Source organism: Caulobacter sp. 602-1 (assembly GCF_003931565.1).
GTDB lineage: Bacteria > Pseudomonadota > Alphaproteobacteria > Caulobacterales > Caulobacteraceae > Caulobacter.
Genome location: NZ_RRYI01000006.1, coordinates 150,988 through 166,775 on the forward strand (window position 1 = coordinate 150,988; position 15,788 = coordinate 166,775).

The window sequence follows — 15,788 nt, forward strand, 5'->3', positions numbered from 1 at the left end:
CTGGCGGCGGCTCCCTTGGCCGCCGAAGCCCCGAATGCCTCCGCTGCAAGAGCCAAGCGCCGAAAGATGTTCGCGATTTTCGCGATGGTGGTGGTCGGCTTCGCCATTCTCTATTGGGCCTACGTCCATTTTATCGCGTCGCGGCGCGTTTCGACCGACAACGCCTATGTCGGTGCCAATGTCGCCCAGGTGACGCCGCTGATCGGCGGTCCGGTGCGCGAGGTGCTGGTCGACGACGCTCAGCGTGTGAAGTGCGGCGACATCCTCGTGCGGCTCGACGACACGGACGCCCGCCTCGCGCTGGCCCGCGCCGAAGCCGAGCTTTCGCTGACTGAACGCCGGGTTCGCGGGCTCCTCGCGACCGATAGCGGCCTTGGCGCCCAGGTGACGGCGCGCGTCGCCGATCAGGCCCGCGCCGAAGCACGGCTCGTCGCGGCGCGCGCCGATCTCGCCAAGGCCAAGATCGATCTTGACCGTCGCGAAGCGCTCGCGGCGTCGGGCTCCGTCTCCGGCGATGAACTGACCATCGCGCGCAACGCCTACAGCACGGCCACCGCGAACCTGAAGGTCGCACAGGCCGAGAACGCCCAGGCGCAGGCCAACCAGACCTCAGCGGTGGGCAGCCGCGACGCCAATCGCGCCCTGATCGCCGGCGCCGCCCCCGAAGCCAATCCGGAAGTTCTGGCCGCGCGCGCCGCGCGCGATCAGGCGCGGGTGGACCTTGATCGCACGGTGGTGCGCGCGCCGGTCGACGGCGTTGTCTCCCGTCGCCAGGTGCAGGTCGGACAGCGTGTCCCGGCGGGCGCGTCGATGATGGTGATCGTTCCTGTCCAGGCCGCGTTCGTCGACGCCAACTTCAAGGAAGGCCAGTTGGCCCGCGTCAAACCGGGACAGCGCGTCACCCTCACCTCCGATCTCTACGGCGAGGATGTCGAATATCATGGCCGCGTCATCGGCTTTTCGGGCGGCACCGGCGCCGCCTTCGCGGTTGTCCCCGCCCAGAACGCCACGGGCAACTGGATCAAGGTGGTTCAGCGCCTACCCGTGCGGATCGCGCTCGACCCGAAGGAACTGGCCGAACATCCGCTGCGGGTTGGACTGTCGATGAACGCCACCGTGGATCTCTCGAAGTAAGCGGAACCCGGACATGACGGACACTGCTGCCGCGCCAGCCATGGCCAAGCCGCTCACCGGCGCGACCCTTATTTTCGCGGCGTTGCTGATTGGCCTTGGCAATTTCATCGTCGTTCTCGACTCGAGCATCGCGAACGTGTCCATCCCGCATATCGCCGGTTCGCTCGGCGTGTCGGTGACGGAGGCGACCAGGGTCATCACCTTCTATGCCGTCGCCGACGCCATAACCGTCCCGCTGGCGGGTTGGCTGGCCCGGCGCTTCGGCGAACAGAGGATGTTCATTTCGGCCTTTATCGCCTTTGGCGCTATTTCGTTGCTGTGCGGCCTGTCGCGCTCGATCGAGATGCTGATCGCGGGCCGGATCCTGCTGGGTCTTGCCGGCGGCATGATGCGACCTCTCTCGCTGACACTGCTGCTGCGCGTCTTTCCCTCCGAGAAAGCGACCCTCGCGACGATCATCTGGGCGATGACCACCACGGTCGCGCCCATTGCCGGGCCCATCCTGGGCGGCGTGATCTCCGACAATGCCGGCTGGGCGTGGATATTTTTTATCAACGTCCCTGTGGCCGCCTTTGGCGCGGCGAGCCTGTTCTACCTGCTGCGTGGGCGACGCGAGGAAACAGCCCGATCGCCGATCGACGTGGTGGGACTAGCCCTCCTCGTCACGTGGGTTACCTCCCTCCAACTTTTACTCGACGAGGGGCGTAATCTCGATTGGTTCGCAGCGACCGAAATCCGCGCGCTGGCCGTTGTCGCGGCCATCGGTTTCATCGCATTCCTGATCTGGGAGCTGACCGAAAAACACCCCATTGTTAACCTGCGGGTGTTTCGGCACCGCGGTTTCGTCGTGGCGTCGGTCACCTATGCCATGAGCTTTGGCGCCTTCTTCGCGACCATCGTCCTTATCCCGCTGTGGCTGCAGCAGAACATGGGCTACACCGCGACCTGGGCGGGCTATGCCACCGGAATAATGGGTATCTTCGCGGTGTTCGCTTCACCGATCATCGGTGCTGCTTCGGCAAAAATCGACCCGCGCTTGATCATCTCGACCGGCATAGGAGGGCTGGCGCTGATCTCGGTTTGGCGCATCGGCTTCACGCCCGATATGACTTTTCTGCAGATGGCCTGGCCGATGCTGCTGACAGGCCCGTTCCTGATGATGTTGTTCATCCCTATCACCGGCTTGTGCATCGCCAGCGTCGATCCCAACGAACAGGCCGACGCCGCCGGCATCTCCAATTTTCTGCGCACGCTCGCCACCGCCTTCGCCGCGTCTCTGGTGCAGACGGGGTGGATCAACGCCGCCCGAGTCAACCAGTCCGGATTGGTTGGCGCGATGCAGCAGGGGCCCGCCACGATTGAGACGATGGTTGCGTCTGGCCTGTCGCGCGACACGGCGACCGCCCTGCTGACCAATGTCGTCGAAAGCCAGAGCGTGATGCTCGCCACGCTCAACATGTTCGCCGTGGTGGCGCTGTGCCTTGCCTTCACCGGGGCTTTGATCTGGCTGGCGCCGAAGCCGAAAGGTCCGATCAATACGAGCGGCGGGCATTGAAGCGGAGGCGGGGGGAGACGGCGCCGAGGTCGCGCGGACCTTGGACGTAGCGCGGTCGACGCTCTAGCGCTCCCCGGACCGGCCGAAGGGATCGCCAAAGAAGCGCTACAAGCGGCCGTCGCACATATTGGAGTCGCGGCCGGGTACGCAGGAGTCTGTCGCGAGCAAAGAGTCTACAGGCGTCTCGTTCTGCTGACCTGTCGCATCTAGGATCTATGAGTCAGCGACAAGTTGGATCGCCCATCTGGCGTCGCCATCCCTTCCAAACCTTGTGGTCCATCATCGCCAAATGCATGTTGCGGCCCAGGGGGAAAAAGTTGGTGATGACGGACGAAGCCTCTGACGTTCAACTGCAGGCTTGGGCCCAGGCCCTGGTCGCCTACGCCCGTGATTGGGACGAGACCTTCGAGGGACGCCCCGGCTATTTCACGCAGGAATTCTGGTACCTGCTGGTCGGCTGCATGATCGCCAATGACAACGGCCGACCGATGACCGTCAGCGCCGCCTGCCAGATCATGAAGAGCGGCTCCAACCGCACCCGGGAGGAACGCATCAAGCGGGCCGTCGACGACGGCTATCTGCTGAAAACCCGGGCTGGCGACGACGGCCGCGCCGCCATCGTCCGGCCGACCCCGAAGCTGGAGGCCATGATCCGCGCTCACCTGCAGCGCACCCTGCGCATCGCCCAGGCCGCCATCGCGCCTGAGCGCCATTAGGCGCAGAATTTGCGGGCTTTTTCGCCACAAACTCTACGATAGCCGCCAGGCGCTGTTGGTTGTCTATGCCCTGGGGACGCCGCCGATCAGAGCGGTCCGGGGAAACGACCATGAAGCACCATCGCACCGCGCGGACCGCGCGCGCCCTCCTGGGCGGCGTCTCGTTGATCTGTCTTGGCTGGGCTGGCGCGGCGTTCGCCCAAGCCGCTGAGCCGAACCCGGACAAGGTCGGCGTCGAGGAGATCATCGTCACCGCCCAGCGCCGAGAAGAACGGTTGCAGGATGTGCCGGCCGCCGTCACCGCCTTTTCCGCCAACACGCTGCGCGACCTGCAGGCCAGCACGGTCGGAGATCTGCAGGGCTCGATTCCCAACCTGACCATTCACGAGGGCGATGCGGCCAATGCCGTCGTCTATATCCGCGGCGTGGGTCAGATCGACAGCCTGGCCTTCGCCGACCCGGGCGTGGGCGTCTATGTCGACGACGTCTATCTGGGTCGCGCCCAAGGGGCCTTTCTGGACGTCTATGACGTTGACCGCATCGAGGTGCTGCGCGGTCCCCAAGGGACGCTCTATGGACGCAACACCATCGGCGGCGCGGTCAAGTTCGTTTCCAAAGGCCTGACGAACGATGTCGCGGGCTCGGCCGAAGCGACGATCGGCGACTACGACCGTCGCGAGTTCAAGGGCTCGATCAGCGGTCCGCTGATCCAGGACAAGCTGTTGGCCAAGGCTTCGCTGGCGATCGCCAAGCGCGATGGCTACGGCGAGAACGCCTTCGATGGGCGCAGCGACGGGGATAAGAACCTGATCGCCGGCCGCCTGGCCTTCGAATACCGCGCCAGCGACGACCTGACGTTCCGGCTCAATCTCGACGGTTCCAAGGACCGGCCCGACACCTCGCGCACCCCGGCGCGGGCCACGCCGGTGTTCGGCTTCCCGGCCACCAAGTCCGACCCCTTCAAGGTCGACGCCGACTTCAACGACCGCAACGACCTGACCACGGGCGGCGTGTCGTTCGTCGCCGACTGGCGGGTGTCGGAACGTCTCGAACTGAAGTCGATCACCGCCTATCGGCGCATGTTCTACGACGCCCACCTGGACGTCGACGCCACGCCGCAGCCGATCTTCGGCGTCTATGACGACGAAAAGCAGCACCAGTTCAGCCAGGAACTGCAGTTCAACTACACCGGGGACAAGCTCACCGTGGTCGGCGGCGTCTTCTATTTCAAGGAGCGCGACAAGACCTTCAGCGGCCTCTATGGCCCGGCGCTGGGCCTTGTGACGGGTTCGCTGAACGACCAGACCAACGAAAACTGGGCGGTCTATGGTCAGGCGACCTACGGTCTGACCGATCGACTGTCGGCCACGGCGGGCCTGCGCTACACCGCCGAGACCAAGGATTTCTTCCGCACCCAGAAGTACTTCAGCGCGGCGACCACCCTCCCCGTCCCCTACGACCAAGGCCCCTACGCCACCTTCATAGACACAAGCGGCGACTTCCACGCCCTGACGCCGAAGCTGGGGCTGGACTACAAGGTCTCCGACGACGTCCTGGCCTACGCCAGCGTCAGTCGGGGCTTCAAGAGCGGCGGCTTCGATGGCCGGGCCAATGACGGGGCTGGGGCCGTTCCCTATGATCCGGAGACGCTTTGGGCCTATGAAGCCGGCGTCAAGTCGAGCCTGCTGGATCATCGCCTGACGGCCAACGCCGCGGTGTTCTGGAACGACTACAAGGACCTGCAGCTTTCGAGCTTCGCCGCCACGTCGACCGGCGCCTTCACCGCCCTGTTCACCAACGCCGGCGCGGCCACCATGCGCGGCGCGGAGCTGGAACTGGTGGCCCGCCCGGCCCCTCCCCTGACGCTGAACCTGGTGCTTGGCTATCTCGACGCCCACTACGATCGCTATATCGGCCCGGGCGGTGTCGACATCAGCGCCCAGCGCAAGCTGGTCAACGCCCCGCGCTGGGACGGCAAGGTCGGCGCGGCCTATCGATTTGAGCTGGCCGGTGGCGGCGCGGTGATCGTCGGCGCGGATGCGGCGTTTCGCTCGCGCACCTATCCGACCGTCTCCAGCAGTCAGGTCCTGTCGCAGGGCGGCTACACCCTGTTCGACGCCTTCGTCCGCTGGGAGAGCCCCGACGACCATTGGTGGGCGCAACTGGGCGCCAAGAACATCGGCGACAAACACTATGTCGAGCAGGGCTTCGACCTCTCCGACTCGCTCGGCATCCAGCTGGCCTATTATGGAGCGCCCAAGACCGTCAGCTTCACGATCGGCGCGAAGTTCTGACGTGATGGCCGATCCCTATGTCGATCCGCGCACCGCGGCCCTGCTGGCGCGCATGGGCGATGACTTCGCCGGCGGCCCGGCCGATCCGAGCGTCGCGGAACGACGTCAGGGCTTGGCGATCGCCGCCGATCTCTACGGCCCTCCGCTGGCGCCAACGGCGCGGATCGAGAACCGCGTGGCCGTCGACGCCCACACCGCCGTGCCCTTACGACTCTATTGGCCGCTCGACCCGGCGGCCGCCCGCCCGCCCGTGCTGCTGCACATTCATGGCGGCGGTTGGGTGTTGGGCGGAGGGGAAGCCTATGAGCGCGTGGCCCGCGCCTACGCCCAGGCCAGCGGCTGTCTGGTCGTCGACGTCGACTATCGTCTTGCGCCCGAGCACCGCCATCCCGCCGCCCTCGACGACTGCCTGGCGGCCTTGGACTGGATCGCCCGGGAGGCCGACGATCTTGGCGCGGACGCCGGCCGGATCTTCGTCACGGGCGACAGCGCCGGCGGTCACCTGGCGGCGCTGGTCGCCCAGCGCACGACTGTTCCCCTGAGGGGGCAGGTGCTGATCTATCCGGTGACCACGGCCAGCGCCGCCGCCCGGTTCGAAAGCCGCCAGGCCCTGGGCGACGGGCGCTGGTTCCTGCGAGCCTTCGACATCACGCGCGCCGAACAGGAATATTTCGCCCCTGGAGACCCCAGCCGCGAAACCGCCGATGGCTCGCCGTTGCTGGCGACCGCTCCGCACCTGGCGCGCACGCCGCCAGCCCTGATCGTCACCGCTTCCCTTGATCCTCTGCGGGACGAAGGCGAGGCCTATGCCCAGGCCCTGTCGGCCGCCGGTGTCGAGGTCACCTACGACTGCGTCGACGGGACCATCCACGGCTTTGTCCTGTTCGCCGGCGCGATCCCCCTGGGCCGCTTAACGCTCGAGACCATTGGCGCCTGGCTGCGCGCCAGAAGCGGCTAGCGCCGTTTGCTCCATAGCCCGCTCAAACGCTCAGGGGCGCCAGGCAAGCACCTTGGCCTTCGTCATGGCTCGCGCCTGAGCTCGCGAGAGCCATCGCCCTCGAGATAGCGCGCCTGCGCCAGGGCCACGCGGGCGATATTGCCAGAAGCGCGCGTCCTCGGGCTGCAGCATGGTCCGGGGATTTCCATCCTTGCCGGTGTACCACATTTCGGTCCACCCGGCCGAAGCGATGTGGTCGTCCATCCAGCAGTCGAGGAAGGCGGCCATGCCGACGAATTTCGGATCGCCATAACGGCCGTCGGGAAACACGCTGGACGGCCGCCAAGGGCGGCCCAGATAGACCGAGCCGACCTTGGTTCCGGCTTCCTTCGTCAATCGGCATCCCTGGAACACGAAGCCGAATGGCTGAGAGATGGGGGTGCTGGGCGCGACGATATAGCCGTCGATCGGCTCGACGGGCCGGGGCCGCGAGCGGATCTCGCAATCTTGAAAATAGGCGCGCCCCGCGCCGAAGATGAAGTCGTAGCTGCCGGTGATCAGGCAACGCTCGAACAGGCTGGATCCGGCGTCCGGGAACAGCGTGTCCTGGTAGCCCAGGATGTCGATCTCGGTCAGGCGGGCGCGGTCCGAGCCCTTGTCCAGCATCAGGGCCACGGCCTGTGGACCGCCACCGTCATGCGAGTGAAGCCCGCCGGACCGCGTCATCTCCGCCAGGCCATCGAAGGCGTTTTGAATGGTCAGATTTCGCGCCGAAAAGTCGGGCGCGCGCACGAACAGGGTCGGCGTGCGGAAGGTGCCCCACCGCTTGCCGTCCGGGGCCGTGAGGCCCGAGGCCGCCAGGTGGCTGACCACCGAGGCCTTTCGATCTTCGCCGATCAGGTGGACGAACGGCTTGTCGACGACGACCTGTTCGTCCCAAACCCCGCGGGTGACCAGGATCCGATACGGCGTCCTGCCATCGGCCGGCGCGGCCGCGACCGCCGCCGACAGCTTCGAGAAGACCGGTCCGGCGTGAGGGGCCTCGCCCTCCCCTCGCCAGAGCACCGCGTCGTAGCGCGGCGCGGCCAAGGCCAGGCTCGGGACGAGCAAGGCCGCGCCGGCCAGGACATCACGACGGGAAACAGCAGGCAGCGACATGACGTCTCTTTCGAAAAAGGGTTGGGCGCCGGCCGGGAGGACAGCCGACGCCCAGGATTCCTCGGGAGGAGGAACGTCTTTCCCTTGATGCGCGACAGCCGCCGCAACGCCCCCCCTGCTTCGGCTGTCGCGCGGGGTCCTAGAACGCGTAGCGCAGCCCGAAATTGAACTGCCGGCCTGTATGCGAATAGACGTAGACGCTGTCGCGGTTGCTGTCGGTGTACTGGTTGTTGAAGGCGTCCGTCAGGTTCAGCCCCTCGAAGGTCAGTTTCAGGCGCTTGTTGATCGCGTAGGACGCCGAGGCGTCGATGGTGGTGATCGAGCGCACGCCGTCGATGTCGTTGGTGCTGGTGCCGCTGGGCACGGCGGTCAGGTACTTGTCGCGATAGGCCGCCGAGACGCGGGCGCTGAACGCCTCGTCCTCGTAGTAGAGCGTGGCGTTGAAGGCGTTCTTCGACAGCCCGACCAGGTCGTTCTGGACAAAGCCGGTCGGCGAGCGGGCCGAGATGTAGTCGATCTTGGAGTCGACCACCGTCACGTTGAAGATCGCGCCGGTGTGGCGCAGCAGGCCCGGCAGGAAGCTGAACGGCTGCTGGTAGCTGACCTCGATCCCCTTCAGCGGACCGCCCTTGGTGTTGACCGGCTGGCTGAACAGGAAGGTGTCGCCGGCCGAGACGCCCAAGCCGTCCAGCAGGCTCAGCGGCAGGCCCGAGGCGTTGAAGGGCTGGGAGATGCGCGAGGTCTGGATGTAGGTGTCGATATCCTTATAGAAGAGACCGACCGACAGCAGCGCGTCCTTGGCGAAGTACCATTCGGCCGACAGGTCGTAGGTGGTGGCCCGGATTGGCTTCAGGTTCGGGTTGCCCGAGCTGACGCTGAACACGCCCACCGTCGACAGGCTGCCGCCCGGCGTCAGGCTGCCGAGGTTCGGACGGGTCATCACCTTGGCCGCGCCGAAGCGCAGCAGGAAGTCGGGCGTGACTTCCGCGGTGACGTTCAGGGCCGGCAGGATGTCGTCATAGTCGCGCTTGACGGTGGCCTGCTGGGCCGCGCCGGCCACCAGCTGGTAGCCGGTCGAGCTCTGCTCGGTCTTCACATAGCGGACGCCGATATCGCCACGGATCGGCCAGGCGAAGTGGTCGGTGCGGAAGTCCAACTGAGCGTAGGCGGCGCTGTCCTTCTCCTCGACGCTGCGGATGTTGCCGCGGGCGTTGGCGTTGGAGGCGCCGCTGAGCTGGAAGAGGCCCGTGCCGCTGTAGATATTGAACAGCTTGGCGAAGGCGTCGAGGTCCGGCGCGGCCCAGCTGGTCGGGATGCCCGAAGCGCCGAGGTTGCGGCCGAAGCCCGAGACCAGCTTGGTCAGGCTGTTCAGCGTCACGCCGGCCGGCAGGGTCGGGACGACGGACTCGTTGACCCGGGCCTGGGCCCAGGAGTCGAAGTTGTACTTCTTGAAGTTGACGCCGACCTTCAGGTTCAGGCCGTCGTTCAGGCGGTAGTCGCCGTCCAGCTGGGCGGTCGCGATCTTGTTGGTGACGCCCTGTGGCCGCAGGCGGATCTCCGAGCGCGCCGCGCCGAAATTGTAGGCCGACGGATCGGTGACGTCGAAGCCGAAGTTCATCGCCGGCAGGTTCGAATTGACCCGATAGTCATACGAGAAGCCATCGGCGTTCTCGCGGTTCAGGATCACCGTCGTCTGGATCGGGTTGTTGAACTCCGACTTTGAAGCCCCCACCAGCCCGCTGAGCTTGAAGCGGTCGCCGAACTCATGCTCGGCGGTGAAGGTCGCCTGGCTGTACTTGGTGTCCAGCTTGTCGAAGCGGGTCTCGCTCTCGACGTCGACGTCGTCGAACAGGCCGTAGACCATGTCCCCTTTCGAATTGACCACGCCATCGCGGACGATGATCTCGGGGCGGCCGCCCTGCGAGGCGTTGCGGGCGAAGGACAGGGCCTCCAGCCAGTTCTCCTCGCGCGTGGCCTTGAAGTCCGAATAGAGCACGTCCAGACCGATCAGGGTGCGGTCGTCAGGGCGCATCTGGAACGAGCCGGTGACGCCCAGGCGCTTCTGCTCGTGGCTCAGCCGGCCATAGCGCGGGAAGCGCGGGGTGAACACCGAGGCCGTGCTGGCCGGCTTGAAGGCGGAAGCGGGATTGAAGCCCCCTGCTTCCGTGCCGTTCAGCCAGCCGCCCGAGCCATGGCCCTCTTCCAGCAGCCCGCGTTCGGTATAGGCCACCGAGACCAGAGCCCCCAGCTTGCCGTCGAACCAGGTGTTGGAGGCCAGAACCGCAAAGCGCGGGTCCCACGACTTGGAGAGGTCGTTGTAGCCTTCCTGAGCCGAGACCACGAGGGTCGCGCCCTTGTAGTCGAACGGTCGGCCCGTCTGCAGGTCGACGGTGGCGCCCAGGGACCCTTCCTCGGTCTGGGCCGAGGCGGTCTTGCGCACGGTGATGCTGTTGAAAAGTTCCGAGGCGAAGACGTTGAAGTCAAAGGCGCGGTTGCGGTTGGCGCCGCCCGAACTGTCGGTGCCGCTGGCCGTGCTCTGGCCCTCGACGCCGTTGATACGCACGCGGGTGAACTGCGGACCAAGGCCGCGAACGGTGATCTGGCGGCCCTCGCCGGCGTCGCGGGCGATCGAGACGCCCGGCACCCGCTGGATCGACTCGGCCAGGTTGGCGTCCGGGAAGTCGGCGATGTCCTCGGCCTTGATGACGTCGACCACGCCGCTTGAGCGACGCTTGAGGTTCATGGCGCTCTGCAGGCTGGCGCGGAAGCCGGTGACGACCACGGCCTCGACTTCGGACGAAGCCTCTTCCGGCGGGGCCGAGACCGGCGCGACGGCCTGGGCGGCGATCATCGGGACCGCGGCGGTGGACGCCAACTGCAGCGAGGCCGTCTGACCCAGAACCGCCGTGCGGCCGTTGTTGGACACCACGGTCAGGTCCGCGCCGCGCAGCAGGCGCGCCAGGCCTTCCTCGACCGTATAGGCGCCCCGCACGGCGTTGACGCGCTTGCCCGCCACCGCGCTTTGCGGCGCCAGGATCTGCAACTCGGCCTGCTTGCCGAACTGCGGAATGCCCGTGGCGGCCGACTGCTCGCGCACGTCGAACTTGCGCACCTGGGCGTGAGCGCCCGACGCGGCCAGGAGCGCGCTGGCGCCCGCCGCGATCATCAAGCAGGATTTTTCGTAAGTACGCAGCGACGTCCGCATGCGCCCCTCCCTCTGTGGTTCAAACGGCGCTTCTTGGAACGCCTGTTTGGTGCGATGCGACGGAAACCGGTTTCCGTCAGGCATCGGTCGATTTTTTTTACGCGGCGCGCCTATTGGCCCCGCAGGACGATGGCGCCGTCGCGCAGGACCACCTTACCGTTGAAGGTGGCGGCGGCGGCCTCGGCGAAGCCTTCGGGGTCGTTGGTCCGGAACCAGCCGACGAACCGCTCGTCGGCCAGGCGGGCATCGGCGACCTCGATCTTGCGATCGTTGTAGCGGTTGAACTCGGCGGCGGCCTCGGTCAGCGTCTGGCCGTCCAGGACGATCTGGCCATCCCGCCAGGCGAGCCGCCGGGCCAGATCCGCGTCGGCCTCGGGCGGGATCAGGACGCCGGCCCCATTGTCGGCGAAAACCCGCTCACCGGCGAAGACGCGGCGCGGCGGCGTCTTGCCATCCTCGGTCCAGACCTCGACCACCCCCTCGGTAACCAGCACGTCGCTGCCGCCCTCGCGCTTGCGCACCGAAAAGGCCGTGCCGACCGCGCGAACGCGGACCGGGCCGCTCTGGACGACAAAGGGGCGATGCGCATCCTTGGCCACCGCGAACCAGGCTTCGCCCCGCTCAAGCTTCACGGCGCGAAGTCGCGGCTGCATGTCCACCTTGAGCTCGGAGCTGGTGTTGATCGCCGCCACAGAGCCGTCGGCCATCGGCACCCGGCGGATTTCGCCTAAGGCTGTGCCGTATCGCTGGGCCAGCAGGCGCGGGCCGATCACCATGGCCGTCAGACCCGCGGCGACGGCACCCAGGCCCGCCACGACCCCGCGACGGCTCAGCCGCGGGCGGTCGGGCGCGGCCGGCGCGTGAACGAACAGGGCCTGGGCGCGGTCAAGACGAGTCCAGCCGGCTTCGGCCCGCGCATAGGCGCCCCTGCGGCGCCGATCGCCGGCCAGCCAGGCGTCGAGCTCGGAGCGGACGGCCTCGCCGTCACGATCGACGCGGACCACCCATCGGGCGGCGTCCGCCTCGATGTCAGCGGCGCTTTCGCGTTCGACCATCGGTCTTCTCTCCGGCTCCTCGCGCGCCCGCCGGCGCATCCTGTTCGGTCATGGCCGCGAGGATGGCGCGCAGGCCGCGCACCGCCTCGTTCTCGACCACGTTTTCGCTGACGCCCAGCCGCCGGGCGATCTCGCGCTGAGACACGCCCTCGATCTTGCGCAGCTCGAAGATCCTGCGGCAGCGATCCGGCAGGGCCGCGATCAGCCCCCTCACCCGCTCCAGCTCTCGCCGGCCCGAGACGATCCGCTCGGCCGAGGGGTCCTCAAGCGCCAGGTCCAGCGCCTCGATCTCGCTGACGGTCTCGATGCGCACCACGCGGGCGCGGCGGATCTGTTCCAGGGCCACGCTGCGCGCGGCCTGGAAGAAATAGCCGCGCGGCTCGGCGATATGGTCGATCGTGCTGAGGGCGGCCAAGCGGCAATAGGTCTCCTGAAGGATATCGTCGACGTCGCCAGCCGCGGCGAATGAGCGCCGCAGCCACGCGCGCACAGCCGCTTCGTGGGGCAGGATTTCCCGCCCCAGCCACGCCACGATGCGCGCACGCCCGTCCGACACGTTTCCTCGCCCTGTTATTCGGTCTTCCTATCCCTGCGATGCACGCCCGCGGGATTTCCGTCAAACTTACAGAGAAGCGGGGTGGCGCGAGCGCCGATGGCTGAGCGGCGCCGTGGACCGTCGTTGGGGTCGTCGTAGGGGGCGGACACGGCGCTGTCCGGTCCGGCCAATGTCATAAATTGGCATGACCAATAATTGACAAGCCTGAAGATTGGCCAGATATCTTGCTCCAAGAAAGCTTGGGAGGCTTCTATGAAGACCGCATGGCTCGCCGCGTGCGCCCTGATGACCGTGGCGTCCGCGGCGCACGCCGCCGACTACGGCCTGCTGGGTCCGACCTTTGGCAAGGGCGCGGTGTCGCCCGCGCTTAAGGCGGCGATCGTCGCGCGCGCCGAGGCGACCCTGGACCGCCCGCCCGGCGCCATCCCGCATGCGCACACCGAAGGCACCCTGCCGGGCAAAGGCATCCGCGAGATCAGCATCAAGGCCCGCGAGGACCAGCCGATCGTGCTGAACTTCGCGCTGGCCTACCGCCTGACCGGCGACCGCAGGTTCCTGGAGGCCACGGGCCGCTATCTGGAGAACTGGGCCGACATCTACCAGATCTCGTTCAATCCGATCGACGAGACCGGCTTCGACACGCTGGTCATGGCCACCGACCTGACGGAGAGCGATCTCCCCGCCCCGATCCGCGCCAAGCTCGACGCCTTCTGGCGCAGGATGGCGGTCGGCTATCTCGACGCCATGGACGCGGGGCCGACGAACGCCCACACCAACTGGCAGAGCCACAGGATCAAGATGGCGACCCTGGCCGCCTACCAGACCGGCGACGTCAAGCTGATCGCCCGCGCCCGCGACGCCTTCCGCAAGCAGATCGGCGTCAACCTCTATGCTGACGGCTCGACCTTCGACTTCCACGAGCGCGACGCCCTGCACTACGTCACCTACAATCTCGATCCGCTGATGATGGCCGCCCTGTCGGCCCAGGCGCATGGCGAGGACTGGTTCAGCTGGAAGAGTCCGACCGGCTCCAGCCTGCCCCATTCGCTGGATTGGTTGGCCGCGTTCGCGCGGGGGGAAAAGACCCACAGCGAGTTCGTCAATTCCAAGATCCAGTTCGACCGCGATCGGGCCAATTCGGGACAGAAGGAGTATGCGCCTCACGACTGGGACGTCTCCAACGGCGTCGGCACCTATACCCTGGCCAGCCTGCTCGACGCCCGATACCTGCCGCTGCGTGACGACCTGGTGAAGCGCACGGGCAAGAAGCCGGCGCCGTGGGCGGAGATCCTGCGGGCCTCGCGGCCATGAGTTGACCCGGGTTCTCCCGCCTGCCTTGATCCTCGCGGGAGAAACTTATGACTCGCTCTAATCGCATCTTGACGGGCGTTGGCCTGGGCGTCCTGGCCGCGCTGGTGATCGCCGGCTATTTCGCCTCACCGATCCTCGCGCTGCAGGGCCTGACGGCGGCGGCCAAGGCGGGCGACAAGGCCCGGCTGGAGAGCGCCGTCGACTTCCCGGCCGTGCGTGAGAGTCTGAAGAGCCAGCTCAAGGCCAGCATGACCCGCAAGGTCGAGGAAGACCCGAAGCTGCGCGACAACCCCTTCGCCGCCTTCGGCCAGATGCTCCTGGTCGGCGTGGTCGACAAGGCGGTCGACACCTATGCGACGCCGGACGCCATCGCCAATATGGTCGCGACCAACGAGCCGCCGAAAAGCATCAGCGCCACGCCGGGTGGTCCGGTGATCGAGCAGCCCCAGCCCGAGGTGAAGAAGCCCAAGGCCAAGTCCGACACCGAGGTCCGTTACGGCTACGTGGACCTCGATCACTTCCGCGCCACCTATCGCGACCGCAAGGACGGCGACCAGGAACCGTTCGGCCTGGTGCTGGAGCGTCGCGGGCTCTTCAAGTGGAAGCTGGTGAAGATCGAGCTGTCAGGTCTGAACTAGGCCAGCCGCCAGTCGATCACCGTCCCTTCGTAGGCGTCAACGCCGCGACCGATGCCGGCGATGGCGCGAGCCATGGCGCCGTCGCGATCCAGGATCCTGTCGGCCAGCGCGATCATCAGGGGGTTGGGCGTGGCTTCCGGGCAGAGCGAGCGGAGTTGAGCGGCCAGCGCTCCCTCCTCGCCCGTTGGCCGCCTCGCGCAGGCCAGGACATAGGCGGCCGCCGTCGAGCGGCTGACGCCGGCGAAGCAGTGGATCAGCAAGGTGGGCGTGTCGCGCAGCGCTAGGATCGCCTCGATCATCGCCGCCGAAGGCGCGATGAGACCTTCACGTCGTTCAGCTATATCGTTGAATCGCAAAAGGGTTCTCGGCTGCATTACAGCCGGCGCCGCCGCGTCCGGCGAGATCAGCGACAGCACATGGTCCGCCTCGGCTTCCAGCCGGCCGACCGCCGTGATGGGGCCGACCAGCAGCCTCATGCCAGCGCCGCCGCGCCGAGCAGGAAGCCGAGCTCGAACACCTGCTCGACCGCGCCAAGCACGTCGCCGGTGTGGCCGCCGATCAGTCGCCTGGCGGTCAGGGTCAGCAAGCCGGCCAGCAGCGCGCCGCTCGCGAGGCCGACCAGGACCGCGCTCGGCGGCAGCAGGATCAGCGGCCAGCCGGCGATCAGCAGGGCGACGATCACCTCGCCAGTCCGCACGCCATTAGGAACAGGCTTCCATTTTCCCGCCTCGCCACTGGGCGCGTAGGGCGTCAGGCGCATGACCACCACGGCGGCGGCGCGCCCCAGGCCGTGGGCGGCCAACAAGAGCGCGGCGGCGATCGGCGTCGTGGCCAGCACGGCGGCCTTCAGCGCCAGTACGCCGACCAGGGCGCAGACGCCATAGGTCCCGACGCGGCTGTCCTTCATGATCTCCAGACGCCGAGCCGGGGTCTGGCCGCCGCCCAGGCCGTCGGCGGTGTCGGCCAGGCCGTCCTCATGGAAGGCGCCGGTGATCAGCAGCCCCGCGCCGAGGGCCAGGATCGCCCCGACCGGCGCGCTCCACAGCCGCTCGCCAATCAGCAGCACGAGGGCGCAGACCGCCCCCACGCCCTGACCCACCAGCGGGAAATAGCGGGCCGACCGGGTGATCCAGTCGGGCTCGAAGGTCTTCAGCGCCGGGGTTGGGGCGCGCGTCAGGAACTGGACCGCACAGAGCAGCAGCCAGACCTGATGCGCGAGCCAGCCCATG

The 15,788-nt window shown here is 67.2% G+C and carries 13 protein-coding genes; 7 read left to right on the top strand and 6 right to left on the bottom strand.

Annotation, left to right across the window (positions count from 1 at the left end; translation table 11 throughout):
• Nucleotides 1-15: 15 nt before the first annotated feature.
• From EIK80_RS18115 to EIK80_RS18135, 5 genes are all read left to right on the top strand, one after another.
• Nucleotides 16-1,134 carry an HlyD family efflux transporter periplasmic adaptor subunit gene (locus EIK80_RS18115; RefSeq protein WP_233586879.1) on the top strand — a complete coding sequence of 373 codons (1,119 nt, stop codon included), beginning with the start codon at nucleotides 16-18 and terminating at the stop codon, nucleotides 1,132-1,134.
• A 13-nt stretch (nucleotides 1,135-1,147) separates the two neighbouring features.
• Nucleotides 1,148-2,689, top strand: coding sequence for a DHA2 family efflux MFS transporter permease subunit (locus EIK80_RS18120; RefSeq protein ID WP_199743532.1), 1,542 nt, complete (start codon nucleotides 1,148-1,150; stop codon nucleotides 2,687-2,689).
• 323 nt (nucleotides 2,690-3,012) lie between these two features.
• Nucleotides 3,013-3,405, top strand: coding sequence for a hypothetical protein (locus EIK80_RS18125; RefSeq protein WP_125158419.1), 393 nt, complete (start codon nucleotides 3,013-3,015; stop codon nucleotides 3,403-3,405).
• 110 nt (nucleotides 3,406-3,515) lie between these two features.
• Nucleotides 3,516-5,699 (top strand): TonB-dependent receptor, encoded by a 2,184-nt coding sequence (locus EIK80_RS18130; protein WP_125158420.1) that lies wholly within the window; start codon nucleotides 3,516-3,518, stop codon nucleotides 5,697-5,699.
• 4 nt (nucleotides 5,700-5,703) lie between these two features.
• A complete protein-coding gene (locus EIK80_RS18135) occupies nucleotides 5,704-6,657 on the top strand; it encodes an alpha/beta hydrolase (RefSeq protein WP_125158421.1) in 954 nt (317 codons plus the stop codon).
• Between the two features lie 30 nt (nucleotides 6,658-6,687).
• Here EIK80_RS18135 and EIK80_RS18140 read toward each other — a convergent pair whose 3' ends face one another.
• The 4 genes from EIK80_RS18140 to EIK80_RS18155 form a co-directional block, all read right to left on the bottom strand.
• Nucleotides 6,688-7,794, bottom strand: a complete 1,107-nt coding sequence (locus EIK80_RS18140) for a pectinesterase family protein (RefSeq protein WP_125158422.1) — start codon at nucleotides 7,792-7,794, stop codon at nucleotides 6,688-6,690.
• Nucleotides 7,795-7,933: 139 nt separating this feature from the next.
• Nucleotides 7,934-10,999, bottom strand: a complete 3,066-nt coding sequence (locus tag EIK80_RS18145) for a TonB-dependent receptor (protein WP_125158423.1) — start codon at nucleotides 10,997-10,999, stop codon at nucleotides 7,934-7,936.
• A 110-nt stretch (nucleotides 11,000-11,109) separates the two neighbouring features.
• Complete coding sequence (locus EIK80_RS18150) at nucleotides 11,110-12,054, bottom strand: FecR family protein (protein ID WP_125158424.1); 945 nt, start codon at nucleotides 12,052-12,054, stop codon at nucleotides 11,110-11,112.
• Nucleotides 12,029-12,610: an RNA polymerase sigma factor gene (locus tag EIK80_RS18155; protein WP_125158425.1), complete on the bottom strand. Its 582-nt coding sequence runs from the start codon at nucleotides 12,608-12,610 to the stop codon at nucleotides 12,029-12,031. The genes EIK80_RS18150 and EIK80_RS18155 overlap by 26 nt, the downstream gene beginning before the upstream one ends.
• A gap of 252 nt (nucleotides 12,611-12,862) precedes the next feature.
• On the opposite strand from EIK80_RS18155, the gene EIK80_RS18160 reads away from it, so the two are divergent.
• Nucleotides 12,863-13,921, top strand: a complete 1,059-nt coding sequence (locus EIK80_RS18160) for an alginate lyase family protein (RefSeq protein WP_125158426.1) — start codon at nucleotides 12,863-12,865, stop codon at nucleotides 13,919-13,921.
• Nucleotides 13,922-13,968: 47 nt separating this feature from the next.
• Nucleotides 13,969-14,559, top strand: a complete 591-nt coding sequence (locus EIK80_RS18165; protein WP_125158427.1) for a DUF2939 domain-containing protein — start codon at nucleotides 13,969-13,971, stop codon at nucleotides 14,557-14,559.
• On the opposite strand, the gene EIK80_RS18170 is transcribed toward EIK80_RS18165, so the two are convergent.
• Nucleotides 14,556-15,035 carry a tyrosine phosphatase family protein gene (locus tag EIK80_RS18170; protein WP_125158428.1) on the bottom strand — a complete coding sequence of 160 codons (480 nt, stop codon included), beginning with the start codon at nucleotides 15,033-15,035 and terminating at the stop codon, nucleotides 14,556-14,558. The genes EIK80_RS18165 and EIK80_RS18170 overlap by 4 nt on opposite strands.
• Nucleotides 15,032-15,787 carry an adenosylcobinamide-GDP ribazoletransferase gene (cobS, locus tag EIK80_RS18175; RefSeq protein ID WP_125158429.1) on the bottom strand — a complete coding sequence of 252 codons (756 nt, stop codon included), beginning with the start codon at nucleotides 15,785-15,787 and terminating at the stop codon, nucleotides 15,032-15,034. Before cobS ends, EIK80_RS18170 begins: the two co-directional genes overlap by 4 nt.
• Nucleotide 15,788: the final 1 nt, after the last annotated feature.

Bases quoted from the DNA above. Each gene is read 5' to 3' on its own strand.
- EIK80_RS18145 (WP_125158423.1), bottom strand. From the start codon at position 10,999: ATGCGGACGTCGCTGCGTACTTACGAAAAATCCTGCTTGATGATCGCG.
- cobS (WP_125158429.1), bottom strand. From the start codon at position 15,787: ATGGGCTGGCTCGCGCATCAGGTCTGGCTGCTGCTCTGTGCGGTCCAG.
- EIK80_RS18140 (WP_125158422.1), bottom strand. From the start codon at position 7,794: ATGTCGCTGCCTGCTGTTTCCCGTCGTGATGTCCTGGCCGGCGCGGCC.
- EIK80_RS18120 (WP_199743532.1), top strand. From the start codon at position 1,148: ATGACGGACACTGCTGCCGCGCCAGCCATGGCCAAGCCGCTCACCGGC.
- EIK80_RS18130 (WP_125158420.1), top strand. From the start codon at position 3,516: ATGAAGCACCATCGCACCGCGCGGACCGCGCGCGCCCTCCTGGGCGGC.
- EIK80_RS18125 (WP_125158419.1), top strand. From the start codon at position 3,013: ATGACGGACGAAGCCTCTGACGTTCAACTGCAGGCTTGGGCCCAGGCC.
- EIK80_RS18150 (WP_125158424.1), bottom strand. From the start codon at position 12,054: ATGGTCGAACGCGAAAGCGCCGCTGACATCGAGGCGGACGCCGCCCGA.
- EIK80_RS18170 (WP_125158428.1), bottom strand. From the start codon at position 15,035: ATGAGGCTGCTGGTCGGCCCCATCACGGCGGTCGGCCGGCTGGAAGCC.
- EIK80_RS18135 (WP_125158421.1), top strand. From the start codon at position 5,704: ATGGCCGATCCCTATGTCGATCCGCGCACCGCGGCCCTGCTGGCGCGC.
- EIK80_RS18165 (WP_125158427.1), top strand. From the start codon at position 13,969: ATGACTCGCTCTAATCGCATCTTGACGGGCGTTGGCCTGGGCGTCCTG.
- EIK80_RS18160 (WP_125158426.1), top strand. From the start codon at position 12,863: ATGAAGACCGCATGGCTCGCCGCGTGCGCCCTGATGACCGTGGCGTCC.